Source organism: Gardnerella vaginalis (genome assembly GCF_001546455.1).
Lineage (GTDB): Bacteria > Actinomycetota > Actinomycetes > Actinomycetales > Bifidobacteriaceae > Bifidobacterium > Bifidobacterium vaginale_B.
This window is the reverse complement of sequence record NZ_KQ956825.1, coordinates 138,149-157,557: the sequence shown is the minus strand read 5'-3', so window position 1 is coordinate 157,557 and position 19,409 is coordinate 138,149. Positions and strand designations below refer to the sequence as shown.

Sequence of the window (19,409 nt, the reverse complement as noted above, 5' to 3'; positions counted from 1 at the left end):
TTCTACAAATAGCCTTAAAATAGCTAAGGGTTCTTCGTTCGATATGCAATTTTCAACGTTGAAATACGAAGAATAGCAAAACCGAAAATGCAAAGCAAAATAAAAATGCGAAGCAAAATAGAATAAACACAGACGCATCAAAGGAGAAAAGTCGTGTCGTTAGTTAACGTAACTATTATCAGCTCCGACTGCGCGCAAAGTCGCAATGTTGTAGCACTGGGAGTTACAAAGGCTCTTTCTAATCATTATTCAACAACTGTTTTTAGACCATCTGCAAAGCATGATGACGCGTTTACAAGCGAATTGATAGCAGCAAGCAACACAAAGCCAACGCTGGAACAGGCAATTGCCGCATGCCCATGCGCAGTTCGTAAAAACAAAGACGCTCTAAGAGGAGACATTGTAGCTAGCTACAACGATCTGATTAGCGCAACAAACGCTCAAGGATGCGTTATTGTAGCTAGCGATTCCACTTCCGTATTTGACCCAGATTTGTTTAGATTCGATGCATCTGTGGCAGCCGACTTAGCTTCCCCAGTGTTCTTAAGCGTTTGCGCAGAAGGCAGAGATAGCAAGCAAATCTTGCAAACAATCGAAGCACAATCCGCAAGCGTTAGCAAAGAATACACAAAAGTATTTGGCATATTTGTAACTGATTGCAAAGAAGACTTAGCAAAAGAATTAAAAGAAAACTACGCTCAAAGCAATAATGGCACTCCACTTTGGACTTTGCCTTCTATAAGCGAATCCGAATCGAATAAATTCAGCGATTATGTTGCAAACGAAGAGATTATTAGCGCTTTGCAACAGCCATTTAACGCCCCTACTACCCCGTACGCCTTCCAATACAGCTTGCTTGGAAAAGCCAAAGCAAATAAGAAAACAATTGTGCTTCCAGAAGGCGAAGAAGATCGCATTCTAAAAGCAGCTGACTATTTGCTAGAGCGAGACATTGTAAATCTTATTATTGTTGGCCAAAGCGAATCTATTCTTGCACGCGGAAAAGAACTCGGCTTAAAGTCTCTTAACAAAGCAAGCTTCCAGTCTATGAGCGACGAGGCTGTTCTTAGCAAGATGATTAGCAAGCTCTGCGAGTTGCGCGCAAAGAAAGGCATGACCGAAGAGCAAGCTAGAGAACAGCTTAAAGATGCAAGCTACTTTGGCACAATGCTAGTGGTACTTGGATTAGCAGACGGACTTGTTTCTGGCTCTGTTAACTCAACGGCAAATACAGTTCGCCCAGCTCTTCAAGTTATTAAAACTAAGCCAGGATCTAAGCTTGTTTCTGGAGCATTCATTATGTGCTTTAAAGATCATGTGGCTGTGTTTGCAGATTGCGCAATCAACCTTAATCCAGACGCGCAGCAGCTGGCAGATATCGCTTTGCAGTCTGCACAAACTGCTAAGGCTTTTGGCTTAGACCCTAAGGTTGGAATGCTATCTTACTCCACTCTTGGATCCGGAAAAGGCCCAGACGTTGATCTTGTAGAAGAAGCAACAAAGATTGTAAAAGAAAGCGACCCAGACTTAAAGGTTGTTGGATCTATACAGTTTGACGCTGCATGGTCCGAAACTGTTGCTGCGTCCAAAGCTAAAGGAAATGATGTTGCAGGCCACGTAAATGTGTTTGTGTTCCCAGACTTATGCGCTGGAAACATTGGATACAAGGCCGTTCAGCGCTCCAGCGGCGCATTGGCTGTTGGACCAATTTTGCAAGGACTAAACAAGCCTGTTAACGACTTGTCTAGAGGAGCGTTGGTTCAAGATATTATTAACACTGTTGCTCTTACAGCATTGGAAGCGCAGTTCTAATAATCGCAAGAAATAATCGCAAGTTCCTACAATGATTTGACTTAACAAAAGCATTCATTGTAGGAACTTACATGTACACTTAAATGTGGCAATTTACTAGCCTTATCAACACTTTATGGAGGATGCCCTCATGGCAAAAACCGTTCTTGTTATCAATTCTGGTTCTAGCTCGATTAAGTACCAGCTCGTCGATTTGGAAAGCGGCGAAGGTATTGCGTCTGGTATTGTAGAAAAAATTGGCGAGCCAGTTGACGGACACTACAAGCACGTATTCAATGGCGAAAAGCATGAGTTTGACGAGCCAGTGCACGATCACGAGCAGGGCTTAAAGCGCGTACTCGGCTTCTTTGAGGAATATGGTCCAAATCTTTCCAAGTCTGGAATCGTTGCTGTTGGACACCGCGTTGTTCAGGGTGGCTTAACCTTCCCTAAGCCAGCATTAGTGAACAAAAAGACAATTAATAAGGTAAAGGATTTGGCCGTTTTGGCTCCACTTCACAACGGTCCAGAGGCTGTTGGCGCTGAAGTTATGACTGAACTTTTGCCAGACGTTCCACAGATTATGGTGTTCGATTCTTCGTTCTTCCACGATTTGCCACAGGTTGCTGCGACTTACGCATTGAACAAAGATATTGCAAACCAGTACCACATTCGTCGCTACGGCGCTCACGGCACTTCCCACGAGTACATTGGCTCTGTAGTTCCAAGCGTTGTTGGAAAGCCTGCAGAAGGCTTAAAGCAGATTGTTTTGCACATTGGAAATGGCGCTTCTGCTTCTGCTCAGATTTCTGGCAAGCCAGTTGAAACTTCTATGGGCTTAACGCCTCTGGAAGGTTTGATGATGGGCGGCCGCACTGGAGATATTGACCCAGCTGTAGTGTTCCACCTTATTCGCAACGCTCACATGAACGTGGACGAGCTTGATACGCTCTTTAACAAGCGTTCTGGCATGATGGGCATGACCGGCCACGGCGATTTGCGCGATATTCACGAGCTAATCGCAGAAGGCAACGAAGACGCTAAGCTTGCTCTCGGCGTGTACGTTCACCGCATTGTTGGCTACATTGGCAACTACACCGCTCAAATGGGCGGCGTGGATGTAATCACATTCACCGCTGGCGTTGGCGAAAACGATGAGATTGTTCGCGCTCTTGTGTGCGAAAAGCTTGCTCCATTCGGCGTTAAGCTCGATAAAGAGAAGAACTTGGTTCGTTCTAAGGAGCCACGCGTTATTTCCACTCCAGATAGCTCTGTGATTATTGCTGTAATCCCAACCAACGAAGAGTTGGCAATCGCTAGAAAGTCTGCACAAATCGCAGAAGCTGGCGTGGATTCTTACGGCAACAAGTTTGAGCGCTAAATCGTAGTGTAAAACAACGTAACGTAAAACGTAACGCATAAATAATCCCGGGTTAAAAAACTCGGGATTATTTGTTATTTAAGCATGTTATTTAAGCACACTATTTAAGCATGTTATTCCACATTGTTGGAAAATCTGGAAGTGTTTTACGCGTAGTGGCAATGTTTTTAACATTAATGCCATTAATTCTAAGCCCGAGCATTGCTGCAAACGTGGCCATTCTGTGATCCGCATACGTCTCCATTACTTCCCCATGCATATTTTGGCTAGGAATAATACGGATTCCATCTTCTAGCTCATCAGCGCATATTCCAACGCGATTTAGTTCTGCAACTATTGCACTCAAGCGATTTGTTTCGTGGCCTCTTAAATGCGCAATACCGTGCAACTCGCTTACACCATCTGCAAACGCAAGAATCGCAGCAATACTTGGCGCAACCTCACCAGCAGCAGCCAAATCAAGTGACTTAATGGCATGAATTTTGCCGCTACCAGTTACGCATAACGTTGAAGAATCTGCGCTAGAATGCTCAAAAACGATTTTTGCACCCATCCGCTCAACAATCCCAGGCAACAATCCCCCAGGCTGAGTAGTTTTAAGCGGCCAATTAGGGATTTTAACGCATCCGCCAGCAATCAACGCTGCCCCAATAAAAGGCGCTGCGTTAGAAAGATCTGGCTCCACAACAACTTCATCTGGCAAAGTTAAATCATGTTCTCTAACACGCCAAATTCCACTTTCTGGCATATCTACTACTCCGCCAGCTTTACGCACATCTTCCATTGTCATTTGAATATGCGGCATACTAGGCAATTTGCTTCCAATATGCTCGATTTGTAGACCTTTTGGAATACGCGATGCAATCAACAGCAGCGCAGATATAAATTGAGACGAAAGCGAAGAATCAATGCGAACAACACGATTGCTGCCAGCAGTTTGCTCGCCATCTACCCCATATTCCACAAGATTTTTAGGAGGTGTAACGCTAAATGGTAAGAAGCCCACTTCTCCGTGATATACGATTTTTGCACCCAACTGTTCCAATCCATCTAGAACAGGCTTCATTGGGCGAGCATACGCTTGCTCATCTCCATCAAACTTTACAGACTTATTTGCAAACAGCGCTAAAGCCGTTACAAAACGCATAACTGTTCCAGCCAAGCCACAATTAACAACCGCACAATCATCTACGCTAAAAACGCCATTTTTAGGCGGAATAACGCAAACTGTTGTGCCATCTTCGCTTAATGATTTGCAAGAAACTCCAAATACGCTTAGCGCATTAATCATAAGTTCCGTATCTCTAGAACGCAGCAGCCCCTTTAAAACAACTGGTTTTTTACCAAGAGCTGCCAGAATCAAATATCGATTAGATAACGACTTGCTTCCAGGAACAGAAACTAAAGCATTAATCGCACTATTTGAAAATGGTGCTTTCCAAAGATTGTTTACATCTTTTGCGTTTAAATTCGTAACGTCACTCATACTATGAATTATCTAAGAACGTGTAGAAAACAAGCAGATATAAAAAAGTCGGGGTGACAGGATTCGAACCTGCGACATCCTGCTCCCAAAGCAGGCGCGCTACCAAACTGCGCTACACCCCGATGCTTTCTAGCTGATTACCAGCTCCAAGCACAATCAAATACAATAGCGCACATTGCAGACAAAAGCAAATTTGCAACACGCGCGATAGAATAGAATCAGCATTGAAAATAGGCAACGGATTTAGAGGTTAGCATGGGGCGTTTTCAACGTGCGGAGGCAGCGGGATTAATCGCTTTTCTTGCATGCGCAGTATTTGGCATGATTGTAATGTCTATATACATAAACACAATGCCCGCAATATGGCAGGTTACGCAACGCTTGTTTACAATGGCATCTGGAGTTGTGGCAGCTTGCAGCATGTGCACTTTTATAGTCGGATATTTAAGAACACACAAAGGATTACTTAAAAAGAACTGGCTGCAAATTGCAAAACATGCTTTTGAAATAATCGCACTTTCTACGATTTACGGCGCAACAATGCTATTAATGTCTTTTGCTCTTCTTTCTATAATCAACAGCATTATTGGAAGAAGCGCTGTAAATACTTATCTTCCTGTTCTTTGCTGCGCATTAAGCGGAATTGTTGGGTATGCAACTCTTGTTCAGGCAGAACTTTTAGAGGCAAAAACCGTTGCCTCACTTCTTCCACTATTTGTGATTTCTGGAGCAGCAACTGCTGGATTAACCTCCGACGACCCATATTGGTATAACAATAACTTCTCCCAACTTGGCGACAGAACAACGTTTGCTGCAAGCATGTTTAATGCAACGCTGATTCTAGCTGGAATATGCATTATTATTACAAGCTACTTTGCTATAACCGAGTTTGTTGCTACACAGCACGAAATCTTGCAAAATAAAGGCACTAACGCTACAAAGCATTTTAAAGCTCGAACAACTATTATGGCAGCTCTGCTTATTCTTGGAGGAATAGCATTTATTGGGATTGGAACTTTCCGCTATACCCCACACCCCGTTATACACGATTTATGCGCTAGAGGCGTTACAGGACTTATTTGCACAATGCTTATATGCCTTCCGTGGCTTGCGCCTAGGCTTTCTAAAACATTCTACGTTGCTTCGGATTTAGCTGTTATTCTTACAGCCTGGGTTGGAAACCAATGGGTTCATGGCAATAACACTTTAACAAATGTAGAAGCTTTGTCTTGTTTACTATTTTTAGGATGGATAATAGTGTTTTCCAGGCAAGTGGCAGCTATGCAAAGTGACCGTTTAAGATTTCAAGTCAAATCTTAAATAATGTCTTAAATCAAGATATTAAAAATGTGACCTACGGCTGGCTAAAAGCGCAACCATAGGTCACAATCAATTTAATCCTTAATATTATTCTTGATTATTCTTGCTTTTCGCTCATAAGAAGAAGGAAACTTCTTGATTGAGCAACAATATTAAAACCAGATTCGTAATGCAATTGCGGACCTTTTGGATTATGAGTGTCTACAACAAGAGTCCACTTTTCTCCATAACGCTTATCTGGCAAAGTGAAAGTTATAGGCTCGTAATGCGCGTTGAAAATAAGAATAAAGTCGTTATCGACCATTCTACTTCCATACCAATCGGTTTCTGGAATATCTGAACCATTTAAATAGATCATAACCGAAAGCGCATGAGTATTACTCCAAGCTTCCATATCCATTACGGAACCAGTGTGATCAAACCACTCTACTTGCGGAATCTCTGAGGCATCATCCGAAGGCATACGACCAGTAAAGAACCTACGCCTATGCAAAACGGGGTGATCCAGCCTTAAATGAATAAGCTTGGAAACAAAGTCAAACATATCTTTTTGAGTGGAATCAAAATCCCAATTAATCCAAGAAATAGCATTATCTTGGCAATATGCGTTGTTGTTTCCATTTTGAGTGCGCATGGTTTCATCTCCAGCGCAAATCATAGGAATACCCTGGCTCATTAGCAAAGTGGAGAAAAGATTTCGCATCTGGCGCTGACGAAGCTCGTTAACATCGTGAATATTTGTAGGGCCTTCTACTCCACAATTCCACGAACGATTGTCGTTAGCACCGTCGTTATTGCCTTCTTTATTAGCCTCGTTATGCTTTTCGTTATAGCTCACTAAATCGTTCATAGTAAAGCCGTCATGAGCGGTAATAAAGTTTACAGACGCAACTGGCTTACGGCCGTTTTGCTCATATAAATCGGAGCTTCCCATAAGTCGGCTTGCAAACTCAGGCAAAGTCGAAGGCTGCGAGCGCCAAAAATCTCGCACGCAATCGCGGTATCGGCCATTCCACTCGGACCAGCTTGGAGGGAATCCACCAACTTGGTATCCACCAACGCCAATATCCCAAGGCTCTGCAATAAGCTTTACGCTAGAGATAATAGGGTCTTGCTCAATAATGTCAAAGAATGCAGAGAGCTTATCTACCTCTTGGAACTGGCGAGCTAGCGTTGCAGCCAAGTCGAATCTAAATCCGTCTACGTGCATTTCCGTAACCCAATATCGCAAGCTATCTGTGATTAATCGCAGGGCTTTAGGGGAACGCATAAGAAGCGAGTTTCCTGTGCCAGTGGTGTCAAAATAATGACGCTGATCGTTGTCTACTAAACGATAGTATGCACGGTTATCGATTCCACGGAAGCTTAAAGTTGGGCCTCTATCGTTTCCTTCGGCAGTGTGATTGTAAACAACGTCTAGAATAACTTCCATTCCTGCAGCATGGTAAGCCTTAACCATTGCTTTAAACTCGTTAACCTGCTCGCCGCGCTGACCAGAGCTAGAATAAGAATTTTGCGGAGCAAAGAAGCCAATTGTGTTATATCCCCAATAATTGCTTAAGCCCTTATTTTGCAAGAAAGAGTCGTTTACAAACTGGTGAATAGGCATAAGCTCAATGGCAGTAATACCAAGCTTTTTTAAGTAAGATATTACGCTTGGATGAGCCAATCCTGCGTACGTTCCGCGGATTTCTGGAGGAACATTGCGATTTAGATTCGTCATTCCCCTAACATGAGCCTCGTAAATCACGCTATCGTGATACGGGATCATTGGATGCTGATCGTTTCCCCAATCAAAATATGGGTTTATAACAGCAGCTTTCATAGTGTGGCTTGCAGAATCCAAAGTGTTCATTGCCGATAAATCGTCTGGATTTGCAAACCAGTAGGAAAACAGGCTCTCGTCGCCGTCAATATTTCCCTCTATTGCCTTAGCATATGGGTCTAAAAGAAGCTTGTTTGGATTACACCACAATCCATGATTTGGGTCATACGGCCCGTAAACTCTATAGCCGTACCTTTGGCCTGGCTGTATGCCAGATATGTAAGTATGCCAAACGTAAGAATTCTGCTCCGTCATGTCAATACGAGTTTCGTTGTCTTGCTCGTCAAACAAGCACAGCTCAACGTGCTTTGCCACTTCGGAGAATAACGCGAAGTTTACGCCTGCGCCATCGTAGGTAGCTCCAAGCGGATACATAGAACCTGGTCTAATTTGCATAGTTCCAGTATGGCATATATTTATATAGTTTTCATCAATACCATAGGCGATTCTTAAAAAAGATTAAACTTTTACAAAATGCAAGAGTCTTTTAGAAAATAAAAAAATCTTTTATATAACATGCTGATTTTTCCCTAAATTAAAGGCAACACGCCGAAGTATAGCCTTTAACCACATTGCTTAAAAAACATAGCAAAAAAGCTTTAAGACTGATGAAATAGCAACATGATAAACCAACAAAACATTGCAGCAGAACAATCTCAAGAAGGGCTATTAAGCCGCGTAGCAAAAGTCGAAGAACAACTATGCGACTTTTCAACGCCCAATAAAACAATAGGGAGTCTTGGAGAAGAATACACATCAATAAAACTAATGCTTAAAAATTGGATTCTTCTAGATAGAAATTGGCATAGTCGTTTTGGAGAGCTGGACGTTGTAATGATGGATATTTTAGGAACAATCGTATTTATAGAAGTAAAAACACGTAGAAGCGTACGGTTTGGCACTCCTCTAGAAGCGGTAACAGAAGAAAAACGCATAAAAACACACAAAGCTGCGTTTAAATGGCTAGAAGATCACAAGATGTTTAAACATAGAAGAATACGATTCGACGTTGTATCAATCCTTATTTCAAAAAACAAAAACATTCAAATACAACACATTTTAGGAGCATTCTAATGGTTATTGGCAACGCATTATCTGTAGGACTACTCGGATTAAAAGCCTTTACAATACAATTACAAGCATTTATATCTAGCGGTCTACCTGGATTTTCGATTATTGGACTACCAGATACTTCTTTAAGCGAAGCAAGAGAACGAGTTAAATCGGCATACATGTCTTTACACTGCACTTGGCCAGACACAAGGCTAACAGTAAATCTTTCACCTGCATCTATGCCAAAAAGCGGATCTTCTTACGACCTTGCAATCGCTGCAAGCATACTAAGCGCTAGAGGAATTATTCCACTTAACGAGCTAGAAAACACTATTATTTTGGGCGAGCTTAACTTAGACGGATCTGTTTTGCCAATTCAAGGCATGCTGCCAATCGCACTGTATGCTAAGCAAAAAAATATTACAAAAATGATTATTCCATACAAAAATCTTGCAGAAGCCAAGCTAGTAGACGGCATTGAGGCGATTGGGATTAAGCATATTTTGGATTTAGTAGACGAGCTAAATGGAAAATTAGAAGACGAAGATAGGCCTATTGCCGAAAAGAACAGAGAACGCGCATTAAATGCGATTAACCCGTACGACCACATTATTGTGGAAGAAAGGGAAAATCCTGGAGATTATTGCAATCCTAATAATAACGGCCTTAACAATACAAACTATAAAAAAGAAGACAGCGAAGAGCCACAAAATAACAATAGGCCATTAAACAATAGGCCATTAAACGCTATTGGAGATATGTCGGAAGTTTTAGGCCAAGAGCACACAAAGTGGGCTTTGCAAGTGGCAGCGGCTGGGGGTCATCATGTTATGATGATAGGCCCTCCTGGATCTGGAAAAACCATGCTTGCTTCCAGAATGCCAAGCATAATGTGCCCACTCACCGAACAAGAGCAGCTAGAAGTGGCCTCTATTCGCTCACTTTGCGGAACTCTTGACTACTACGGAATAACGGACATTCCACCTTTTGAAGCACCTCATCACACTTCTTCTGCAGCATCTCTTATAGGAGGCGGCGCAGGACTTGCAAAACCTGGAATAATAACTCGCGCGCATTGCGGCGTTTTATTTATGGACGAAGCTCCAGAATTTTCTCCGCGAGTTTTGCAAACACTTAGAGAGCCATTGGAATCTGGCCACATTGCTGTTTCTAGATCTAAAGGAACAACGCTGTATCCTGCTAAATTCCAGCTTGTTATTGCAGCAAATCCATGCCCGTGCGGATACGCGTACGGAAACGGCGAGCGCTGCACTTGCAAAGAAAAAGAACGCATACGCTATTTTTCTAGACTTTCTGGGCCGATTTTAGACAGAATTGATATTCAAATGGATGTTCCGCCTGTAGAAAAAATCATAACTAAAAAAGCCATGTTAGAAAACGGCGCAAGTCAAATGTCTGGAAAAATTTTGACTAGCAAAATGATGCGTCAAAACGTAAAAAACGCAAGGCTTGTTGCACAAGATCGTTTTAAAAAACTTGGTTGGAGTTGCAATGCTCAAGCCTCTGGAACATGGCTTAGAAAAAACACTTCGCAAGATGCGATTGAGTTAATAAATAGATCACTTGAAAACCACAAACTAAGTTTGCGTGGAGCAGATAGAGCACTCAGACTTGCCTGGACTTTAGCGGATCTTTGCGGGCACACTTGCCCAGATTTAACAGATATGGCTCAAGCAATTAGCTTAAGGACAAGAATATGATTAGCGAAAATAAAACAAACAGCGCAAACAGCACAAGTAGCACAAACATAGCAAACGCGCAAACGGCAGACGTTTATTCAATAGATAACGAAACTTTAGCGCGCGCAATCCTAACGTTTTGCGTAGATGGAGCAGACGCCATAATGTACACGCTTACTATAGGAACTCTTAATGCTGCAAGCATTGTAGACGCGCTATATTCTATTTGTGAATCAATTACTAAAAGCAAAGGCAAAATAAGCAGCAAACAGCTAGAGCTTGATTTTAAAACAAACAGCTATAAGAATAATGGCGATTCAAGCGCAGATGATTTAGACAATGCAATTACAAAGATTGTAAAAAATCACCCGCAAATCAAGGTTTTAGAAAAATACTTTTTGGAAGGTCTTAAAATCTGGGGCGGTAAAAATGCAGACAATAAAAACGAAGTAAATAATTTTGCTGTATTGCATAAATCCGTTAAAAAGTGGTGTTTAAGAATGCAAAACCTACCTTTTTGGGATGCAAATAAACTCAAAAAATGGTTTAGCTCAAACGGAACGCAGTGGATTATATCTCCAAAAAGCAAGTATTGGCCTAAGCAATTGCAAGATTTAGCAACAAAATGTAAGGTTGCTCCCCCACTTTGCTTATGGGGAATTGGAGACCCAAATGCTCTTGTTCAATGCAATCAGCCTCTTGCAATTGTTGGATCTAGAGGCTGCAACGACTACGGGTACGAGCTTAGCTTTACATTTGCTAAATCATGCGCTAAAAAAGGACACACTATTGTTTCTGGCGGAGCATACGGAATTGACGCTGCAGCGCACTGGGGAAGCTTAGACGCATTGGATTGCCACGCAATAAACGCAAGCCCCGTAGGCAAAACAATAGTTGTTTTTGCTGGAGGCCTAAACAATATGGGGCCAACATGCAACGCTCAGCTTTTTAACGCAATTCTTGCAAGCGGCGGAGTGTGTATAAGCGAGCTTTGCCCCGAAACTATTCCAGAAGCACGCAGATTCTTGCTAAGAAACCGTCTTATTGCAGCAATCGCCAGCAAAATCATAGTATCGCAAGCAAGATTAAGATCTGGTGCATTAAACACGGCAAATTGGGCATTGGAACTAAACCGAGAATTGTACGCAGTTCCAGGAGATGTAACTTTACCAAATAATGCTGGCTGCAACATGCTTATTCACGACGGAAAAGCTATGATGATATGCTCACACAGAGATATAGAAAACATCTACCCTACTTCACACCACTATTTACCACATTCGCTAGGAAATAACGAAAGCATTCCAGAAACTTGCACAAACTTCCAAAAGCTTATATTAAAAGCGATTTACAATTGCAAGCACAACAAAATCTGCGCAAATATAGATAACATTAGTGAAACCATTGCAAAAGCAGAAACAAATGACGACTTTTCAATATCAAAAATCTCTGGAGAGCTTGCGATTCTTGAGCTAAACGGTGTAATTAAAAATCAGAATGGAGTTTTTAGCATAAATAGAAAAAAGTCTTAAAGTCTTAATTAAAAAACAAAAAATATGAGAAAATAAGTAGTATGCAGTCAAACTTTAATGAACAAAACGGATTAAACGTAAAAAATCAACAAAAACGCGAGCAGATAAAATTAAATAGCTCTTTTTACAACGTTTTAATTATTGGAGCTGGAGCTGCAGGACTTTCAGCCGCATTAGGCTTAGTAAAGTCTAAAGAATACAAAGAGCTAAAAACACACGGAAAACAGCCTAAAATACTAGTGATTTGCAAACTTCAAGCGTTAAGATCTCACACGGGCTCTGCCGAAGGTGGAATAGCTGCAGCACTAGGAAATGTAGAAAAAGACTGCTGGCAATGGCACTATTACGACACTGTTCACGGAGGAGACTGGCTAAGCGATCAAAATGCGGCAAAAATGCTAGCAAAAGAAGCTAGAGAAACAGTTATTGAGCTTGAACACTTTGGCGTTGCTTTTTCTAGAACAAAAGATGGGCATATTAATCAAAGATTCTTTGGAGGCCACACAGCAGACTTTGGAAAACAGCCAGTTAAAAGAGCCGCCTACGCTGCAGATAGAATTGGTCACCAAATTTTGTACAGTTTGTGGCAAAAATGCTTAGAAGAAAACATTGAAATTAGCGAAGAAACTTACGTTACAGACATTGCAATCAACAGCGAAACAAGTAGCGTAGAAGGAGTTATAGCGCTAAACGAAAAAACGGGAAGCGTAGAAAAAATAATCGCAGATAACGTTCTTATAGCAACGGGTGGAGCTGGAAGACTATTTGAAACAACTTCTAATTCCTGGGATTTAACAGGAGATGGAATGGCTTTAGCTCTAAATGCTGGATTGCAATTAGAAGACATAGAGTTTATACAATTCCACCCAACTGGCTTAGCACACACTGGAATACTGCTTTCGGAAGCGGCGCGTGGCGAAGGCGGAGTGCTTAGAAATTGCAAAAACGAAGCATTTATGAAGAACTACGATAAGATTCACGCGGATTTGGCACCAAGAGACGTGGTTAGCAGGGCGATTATAGCCGAGGTTGACGCTGCCAGGGGCGTAGAAGACACCACCAGCAGCGTTGACAAAAAAGATTGCGTTTGGCTAGACATGACTCATATAGAAAAACAACATATGCAAGAGGCTCTTCCGCAAGTTGTAGAGACGATTGAAAAATACGCGCATTTAGACCCATCAAAAGATTTTGTGCCAATTAAGCCTACTGCACACTACACAATGGGCGGAATACCAATCAACCTTAACGGACAAGTGTATAAATTAGATGGAGGCAAAAAACAAAGCATAAACGGATTATATGCTGCTGGAGAATGTGCATGCTCGGGAGTACATGGGGCTAATCGCCTTGGCGGAAACTCTCTTCTTGACGCTTGCTTATTTGGAAAGCTCGCTGGAAAATCTATTGCAAAGAACGTGCAAGAACAAAGTCAAAATCAAAATAATCAAAATCAAAATAATTTACAAAGCAAAACCAAGAACGAAACTAAAAATCTAGACGAATTAGCTAAAAATCGAATACAAAAAATACAAGATTTTATGCAAATTCGTAACGATGATAGCGCAAATCAAAATCCGTATAGTCTTCTAGACAACTTAGAAAACATTATGGAAACTGCGGCAGCTGTTAGATGTAGCGAAAAAACACTTAAAGATGCTTTGCAAAAAATCGATACGATTATTATTCCAAAAGCTAAAATGCTTGCCGTACATTCTAAAAATCTTGTTTTTAATCAAGAACTAACAGCTATTTTGGAATTGCAAAATATGATTACACTTGCAAAAAGCATTCTAAACGCATCTTTAGCAAGGCATGAATCTAGAGGATCTTTTACAAGATTGGATTATCCAAATCGCAATAACAGCCAAAATCCTCAACATTCTATAGTAGATTTAAGCGGAAACGTGCAGAATATGCCAGTTGTAATCGTTGATTTTAACCCAAATCAGCCAATTAACGGGCAAAATACTAGCGAAATTAAAGAAATTATTGCAAAAATCAATTAATTTTCAACACGCCGAAGCAAAGAGTCAAAAAAGATGTTATAGTTCTATCTGTTGTCTAAAACACCCGTCCGGGTGGCGGAATGGTAGACGCGCTAGCTTGAGGTGCTAGTGCCTATTTGTACAGGCGTGCGGGTTCAAGTCCCGCTCCGGACACAGAATAAAGCCTTGCTGAGAAATCGGCAAGGCTTTTTGCGTATTAATCCCAAGCGCGGGGCTATGGGTTATAGCCCTAATCACGCTAGTTAGTCACGCTAGTTAGTCACGCTAATTAATCACGCTAATTAATCACGTAATTCCAAGGGTCAAATGCCCTACCAATCCACAAGACATCAATCGATTCTCCAAGATTTTTATAAACACTATCTTGAATATCTTTAACTGCGTACTCAAACCACAAAGACTCAATAGCGCTATGAGGGGTGTTTATAAGCATAGGCTTAGCAATACTGGAGTTGGCTAATTTCGATTCATAAACGGCCTGCTCATACGCGTCTGTTGCAGGATGATGCCTTAAATCACTTGTTACATACACATCTGCACCGCAAGCGCGAACAGCATCGAATAAAGAATCGCCCGAACCTGGAAGAACAGCTATTTTGCTAACAATTGCATTAACATCTCCGCACACTTGAACGCCTAACTTAGTAGCAGGCAAAGCGTTAAAAACGCGCATTGCAAACTCTTTAAGAGTGATTTCTTTTTCTAGCACGCCAACTCTGCCAAGCCCAAGAGAAGGGTTGCCATTGCTTGCAGGAACAAGAGGCTGCTGATTTTTAATGCCAAAAGCACTAGCTGCGGCAGCAGCCACTCCCCTAAAAGCCGCGTCCGCATTAGTGTGCCCAACCCACAATCCACAACGATTTTCAATAAGAGTTTGAACTATTTTCCCGCGAACAGAAAAACCAGAAACTTCATGAACTGATCTAAAAAACAAAGGATGATGCGAAACAATCAAATCCGCACCCATTTTGCATGCTTCATTAACAGCCTCAAGCGTTGAATCCGATAAGCAAACGATTTTATTAACTTTATGCGAAGGATCTCCAACAATTAATCCTGGATTATCCCAAGACTCAGCAAGACTTAAAGGATACAAATCTTCCAAAATCTTAACAATATCGCTTAAAGTTGCCATTATTCCTATCCTTTGCAATAGACCTCTACAACAGATTTCTACAATAGACTTCTACATTAGATTCCTACATTAGCCTAAATGGTATTTATAGTAATTTACAAACACACTCAGTGCGCAGCAAGCTGCCAATCGTCGCCCAAACCAGTAGAAACACTAAGCGGAACAGAAAGCTCTACAGTATGCTCCATAGCGTTTTTAACAATATCTTGAACAACATCTACTTCTCCGTGCGCAACTTCAAGAACAAGTTCATCGTGAATCTGCAAAATCACACGACTTTTAACATTAGCGTTTCGCAAATCATCGTCTACTTTAATCATTGCAAGCTTCATAATGTCTGCAGCACTTCCCTGAATAGGCGCGTTTAAAGCAGCTCGCTCTGCAGCTTCTCTAGATGCCCTGTTTGTGGAATTTAGCTTAGGGAAATATCTTCTTCTGCCAAACATTGTTTGCGTATAACCAAGCTTTCTTGCCTTGTCTACCAAAGACTCCAAATAATCGTGCACAGAGCCAAAAGTATTGAAATACTTTTCTTTAAGCATCTCGGCAGCCGCAGGACTAATGCCTAATTGTTTTGCAAGACCGTATGTGCTAAGACCATATGCTAACCCATAGCTCATTGCTTTAACATGACTGCGCTGATCTGAGCTAACTTGTTCTACTGGAATCTTATAAACCAAGCTTGCTACAAACTTATGGAAATCAACTCCAGACTGGAATGCATCAATAAGTGTTTGATCGCCAGAAGCATGTGCCATAATCCTAAGTTCCACTTGCGAATAATCACAGCTCATAAGTTGTTGGTAATTACTTCCTGGAACAAAAGCCGCTCTAATCTCTCTTCCAGCAGCGTTTCTATTAGGAATGTTTTGCAAGTTTGGATCCGAAGAACTTAAGCGCCCAGTAGCAGCAATAGTCTGCTCAAAAGTGGTGTGAATCCTACCATCTTTATATCTTGCAGCATCAATAAGGCTTTGAACAATTTGCTTTAACTTATTAGTTTCACGATATTTTAACAATGCACCCAAAAATTGGCTTGACTTTTCATCTGGATTAGTCTTTGCATACAGCTCTTGCAAAGCCTCGGCATTAGTAGTGTAAGAGCCACTTTTTGTTCTACGCGTAGGCTTTAGACCCATGTCTTCAAACAATAATTGCTGAATCTGCTTAGGACTTTGCAAATTTATTGGCCTGCTGGCAACGTCTAAAGCCATTTTTTGCGCAAATTGAGCTTCGCTTGCAAAATTATCTCGCATAGACGTAAGTCGAAGCATATCTACAGCAGCGCCCGCATCTTCCATTCCTCGTAAAACCCTAGAAACAGGCATTTCAACGTCTACCATTAAGCCAGTTTGCTTGCGTTCATCTAGTTTATTTGCGTACTGCTTAGCCAATAAGCGTATAATCACAGCTGTTTCTAGCATGCCTTTTTCTAATTCTTGGCTATCTTGGCTCTGCGACTCTTGTTCTTTAGAATCCTCGCCGCTTTCTATATCAAAATCAAGCTTGCCCTGCGTTGGCTCAGCGTTTAATTCCGCACCACCTATATGAATGTTTAAAACATGTTCGGCCATATTACAAAGATTTTCATTCTTAAAATCTGGCTCAATTAAGTAAGATGCTAAACGAGTGTCAATTAGCGGACTAAACGAGTAGTTGTTTTCCACAATTTTCAATGACTTTAAAAGAGCAATATTCTTTTTGTAATCATGCAAAACTATTGAAGACTCATGCTTTTTTATAAAATCTTTTAGCTTAGCGCAGATTGTATCGCTATTTTTATTAAGAACATCGGCATACACGATTGCTGCATCATTACCAGCTAGGATTATTAACGCTTTTGCAAAAATGCCAAACTCTTGAGTGTTATTTGGCTCTTCTAAAGCAAATAATGATATTTCTTTGTGCTCTTTTATTGTTTTTGCGCAAGACAAGTCGTTTCTTATAAGATTTGTGCTATCTGGAGCAGAAAAATCGCAAGTCTCCGCCACACAAGAATTTGCTAGATTAATCCAAACATCTAAATCGGATTCTGAATTAATTTTATGCACGTTTATTCGATCTATCAGCTCTTTAATGTCTTCTAAATCTTCTGAATTATCTAACTCAGACGAACTATTATTCTCTGCGTTCGCGCTTGAAGCAGAAATCATCATTTTAATATTCTCGTCTAAAAGCTCTTTGCTTCCGCGCGTAAACTCCTTTAAGATCTTTCTTCTAGTACGCGTACCAAATTCAAGATTTTCAAACAACTCGCCTACAGCTGCAGCGTCCACATTTCCAAATTCAAGATCGCTAATGCTAACACCAAGGTCTAAATCTTTAACAAGAGTATTAACCTTTTTGTTCAAACGAATCTGATCAATACTTTCTCGCAAAGATTCACCTTTTTTACCAGTGATTTGATTTGCGTTTTCAATAATGCCCTCTAAACTACCAAACTGATTAATCCACTTGGCAGCGTAGCCGTCTCCAACTCCTGGAACTCCTGGAATATTATCAGATGTTTCTCCACGCAATGCTGCTAAATCTGAATACTGACTAGGCGTAACGTTGTACTTTTCAATAATCGCATTAGGATCCATTTGCCTTAAATCTTTAAAATGCCTGCCTGGGTACAGTACGTTAATATTGTTATCAATAATCTGAAAAGCATCACGATCGCCAGAAAGAATAAGCGATTTATAGCCAGCATTAGCGCCCATTGTTGCCAGAGTTGCAATAATGTCGTCGCCTTCGTAGCCCTGTTTTGTAATATACTTAACACCTAACGCGCTAAGCATTTTTTGAATAACGGGAAGCTGCGCTATAAGCTCTTCTGGAGCTGCATCACGAGTGCCCTTATATTGAGGCAAAAGCTTGTTTCTAAAAGTTCCGCCTTTAACGTCGAAAGCAACCGCAAGCTTATCTGGTTTCTCTTTTTCTATAACTTGCGAAAGCATAGTAGAAAAGCCCCATATTGCATTAGTTGCAAAACCAGACTTTGTGGAAAAATTATCCGCGGATATTGCGTAGAAAGCACGAAACGCAAGTGAGTGGCCATCTACCACCAACAACGTTCCTTTTTTATAATTGTTCTTAAAAGAATCTTCGTTTGAAACGATGCTGGTATCCACTTAACACCCACCTGCGTTTTCGTAAAATAAATTTTGAAATTATTCAATGCACGCTTGCATACAATCTGCAACGATTATTAAATTTTGTTTTTACTAACTATGACTATTCTTCGGCAGCTGGCTTATCTTCGCCGTACTTAGCAATAATAGCCAAAGCAAGACGCTTCTTAGGAATACGCTGATCCATTGAAGTTTTTTGAATCCAACGGAAAGCACCCTGCTCCGAGAATCCAGCCTTATCCATAAGCAAGCCCTTTGCTCTATCTACAAGCTTGCGTTCTTCTAAGGTATCTTCGGCTTTTTTAAGCTTTTCTTCTGCTTTACGAAGCTGATCTTGAGCATCTTGCAACTTGCTTTCTGTGCGCTCAACACTATCTAGCAAATCGTTAATCTCACTAAACCTACCCATAGCCACTTCTAAGGCTGGCAAGAGCTTTGACTCTTCGTAAGGCTTTGTAACATAAGCCATTGCGCCCGCACCCGTAGCACGCTTAACTAGATCAGCTTGAGAAAAAGCAGTTAGCATAACAACTGGAGCAATATTTTCGTCGCAAATAGCAGCAGCCGCTTGAATTCCATCTACAACAGGCATTTTAACATCCATGCAAACAACGTCTGGACGATATTCGCGAGTAAGATCAACCGCCTCTTGGCCGTTAGCAGCTTGCCCCACAACCTTATATCCGTTGTCTTCTAGCATAGCTACAAGATCCATACGGTTAACTGCTTCATCTTCGGCAACAACAACAGTTTTTGCAATATTTTCGTTTTGTTCACTAGCGTTCTTATTGCTTTCTACGCCATTTTGCGCCCCAGCCGCATTACGCAATTCATCATCTGTAAGCACAACAGGCGCCTTCCCCATCTCTTCATCGCCATTTTCAGCCGACATTTTAACCTCATTTCCTTACCATAAAACACAAGGCAACAGCGCTATGCATTCCACCAACACGTACATTCGCACACTTTAATACTCGCCATCTTTGCGTTTATTTTTAGGCCAGCATCATGCAAGTTTTATGCACAAACACTAAAAAGCACACTGTGCGCGTTGCCACATG

General features: G+C 41.3%; 12 protein-coding genes and 2 tRNA genes. 8 read left to right on the top strand and 6 right to left on the bottom strand.

Going from position 1 to position 19,409, the window contains the following annotated elements:
• Nucleotides 1–153: 153 nt before the first annotated feature.
• Nucleotides 154–1,812, top strand: a complete 1,659-nt coding sequence (gene pta, locus HMPREF3216_RS05920; RefSeq protein ID WP_060787362.1) for a phosphate acetyltransferase — start codon at nt 154–156, stop codon at nt 1,810–1,812.
• 130 nt (nt 1,813–1,942) lie between these two features.
• Nucleotides 1,943–3,172 carry an acetate/propionate family kinase gene (locus HMPREF3216_RS05915; RefSeq protein WP_060787361.1) on the top strand — a complete coding sequence of 410 codons (1,230 nt, stop codon included), beginning with the start codon at nt 1,943–1,945 and terminating at the stop codon, nt 3,170–3,172.
• 100 nt (nt 3,173–3,272) lie between these two features.
• Here the strand turns inward: HMPREF3216_RS05915 and aroA are convergent, their stop codons facing one another.
• Nucleotides 3,273–4,658, bottom strand: coding sequence for a 3-phosphoshikimate 1-carboxyvinyltransferase (gene aroA, locus HMPREF3216_RS05910; RefSeq protein WP_060787360.1), 1,386 nt, complete (start codon nt 4,656–4,658; stop codon nt 3,273–3,275).
• A 48-nt stretch (nt 4,659–4,706) separates the two neighbouring features.
• Nucleotides 4,707–4,780, bottom strand: a tRNA-Pro gene (locus HMPREF3216_RS05905).
• A 133-nt stretch (nt 4,781–4,913) separates the two neighbouring features.
• Between HMPREF3216_RS05905 and HMPREF3216_RS05900 the strand changes: the two genes are divergently transcribed.
• Nucleotides 4,914–5,978 carry a hypothetical protein gene (locus tag HMPREF3216_RS05900; protein WP_060787359.1) on the top strand — a complete coding sequence of 355 codons (1,065 nt, stop codon included), beginning with the start codon at nt 4,914–4,916 and terminating at the stop codon, nt 5,976–5,978.
• Nucleotides 5,979–6,075: 97 nt separating this feature from the next.
• On the opposite strand, the gene glgX is transcribed toward HMPREF3216_RS05900, so the two are convergent.
• Entirely contained in the window at nt 6,076–8,199 is a 2,124-nt protein-coding gene (gene glgX, locus HMPREF3216_RS05895; protein WP_060787358.1) for a glycogen debranching protein GlgX, read from the bottom strand.
• Nucleotides 8,200–8,424: 225 nt separating this feature from the next.
• Between glgX and HMPREF3216_RS05890 the strand changes: the two genes are divergently transcribed.
• The 5 genes from HMPREF3216_RS05890 to HMPREF3216_RS05870 all read left to right on the top strand — a co-directional run bounded on the left by HMPREF3216_RS05890 (nt 8,425) and on the right by HMPREF3216_RS05870 (nt 14,250).
• Entirely contained in the window at nt 8,425–8,877 is a 453-nt protein-coding gene (locus HMPREF3216_RS05890) for a YraN family protein (RefSeq protein ID WP_060787357.1), read from the top strand.
• Nucleotides 8,877–10,577, top strand: coding sequence for a YifB family Mg chelatase-like AAA ATPase (locus HMPREF3216_RS05885; RefSeq protein WP_060787356.1), 1,701 nt, complete (start codon nt 8,877–8,879; stop codon nt 10,575–10,577). The genes HMPREF3216_RS05890 and HMPREF3216_RS05885 overlap by 1 nt, the downstream gene beginning before the upstream one ends.
• Nucleotides 10,574–12,088, top strand: a complete 1,515-nt coding sequence (locus HMPREF3216_RS05880; RefSeq protein ID WP_060787355.1) for a DNA-processing protein DprA — start codon at nt 10,574–10,576, stop codon at nt 12,086–12,088. The genes HMPREF3216_RS05885 and HMPREF3216_RS05880 overlap by 4 nt, the downstream gene beginning before the upstream one ends.
• Before the next feature lie 41 nt (nt 12,089–12,129).
• Nucleotides 12,130–14,097 carry an FAD-binding protein gene (locus HMPREF3216_RS05875; RefSeq protein WP_060787354.1) on the top strand — a complete coding sequence of 656 codons (1,968 nt, stop codon included), beginning with the start codon at nt 12,130–12,132 and terminating at the stop codon, nt 14,095–14,097.
• Nucleotides 14,098–14,163: 66 nt separating this feature from the next.
• Nucleotides 14,164–14,250, top strand: a tRNA-Leu gene (locus tag HMPREF3216_RS05870).
• A 124-nt stretch (nt 14,251–14,374) separates the two neighbouring features.
• Here HMPREF3216_RS05870 and HMPREF3216_RS05865 read toward each other — a convergent pair.
• The 3 genes from HMPREF3216_RS05865 to HMPREF3216_RS05855 all read right to left on the bottom strand — a co-directional run bounded on the left by HMPREF3216_RS05865 (nt 14,375) and on the right by HMPREF3216_RS05855 (nt 19,240).
• Complete coding sequence (locus HMPREF3216_RS05865; protein ID WP_060787353.1) at nt 14,375–15,232, bottom strand: Nif3-like dinuclear metal center hexameric protein; 858 nt, start codon at nt 15,230–15,232, stop codon at nt 14,375–14,377.
• 107 nt (nt 15,233–15,339) lie between these two features.
• On the bottom strand, nt 15,340–18,348 hold the full coding sequence (polA, locus tag HMPREF3216_RS05860; protein ID WP_060787352.1) for a DNA polymerase I: 3,009 nt from the start codon (nt 18,346–18,348) through the stop codon (nt 15,340–15,342).
• Between the two features lie 103 nt (nt 18,349–18,451).
• Complete coding sequence (locus HMPREF3216_RS05855) at nt 18,452–19,240, bottom strand: ANTAR domain-containing response regulator (protein ID WP_060787351.1); 789 nt, start codon at nt 19,238–19,240, stop codon at nt 18,452–18,454.
• Between the last annotated feature and the right edge of the window lie 169 nt (nt 19,241–19,409).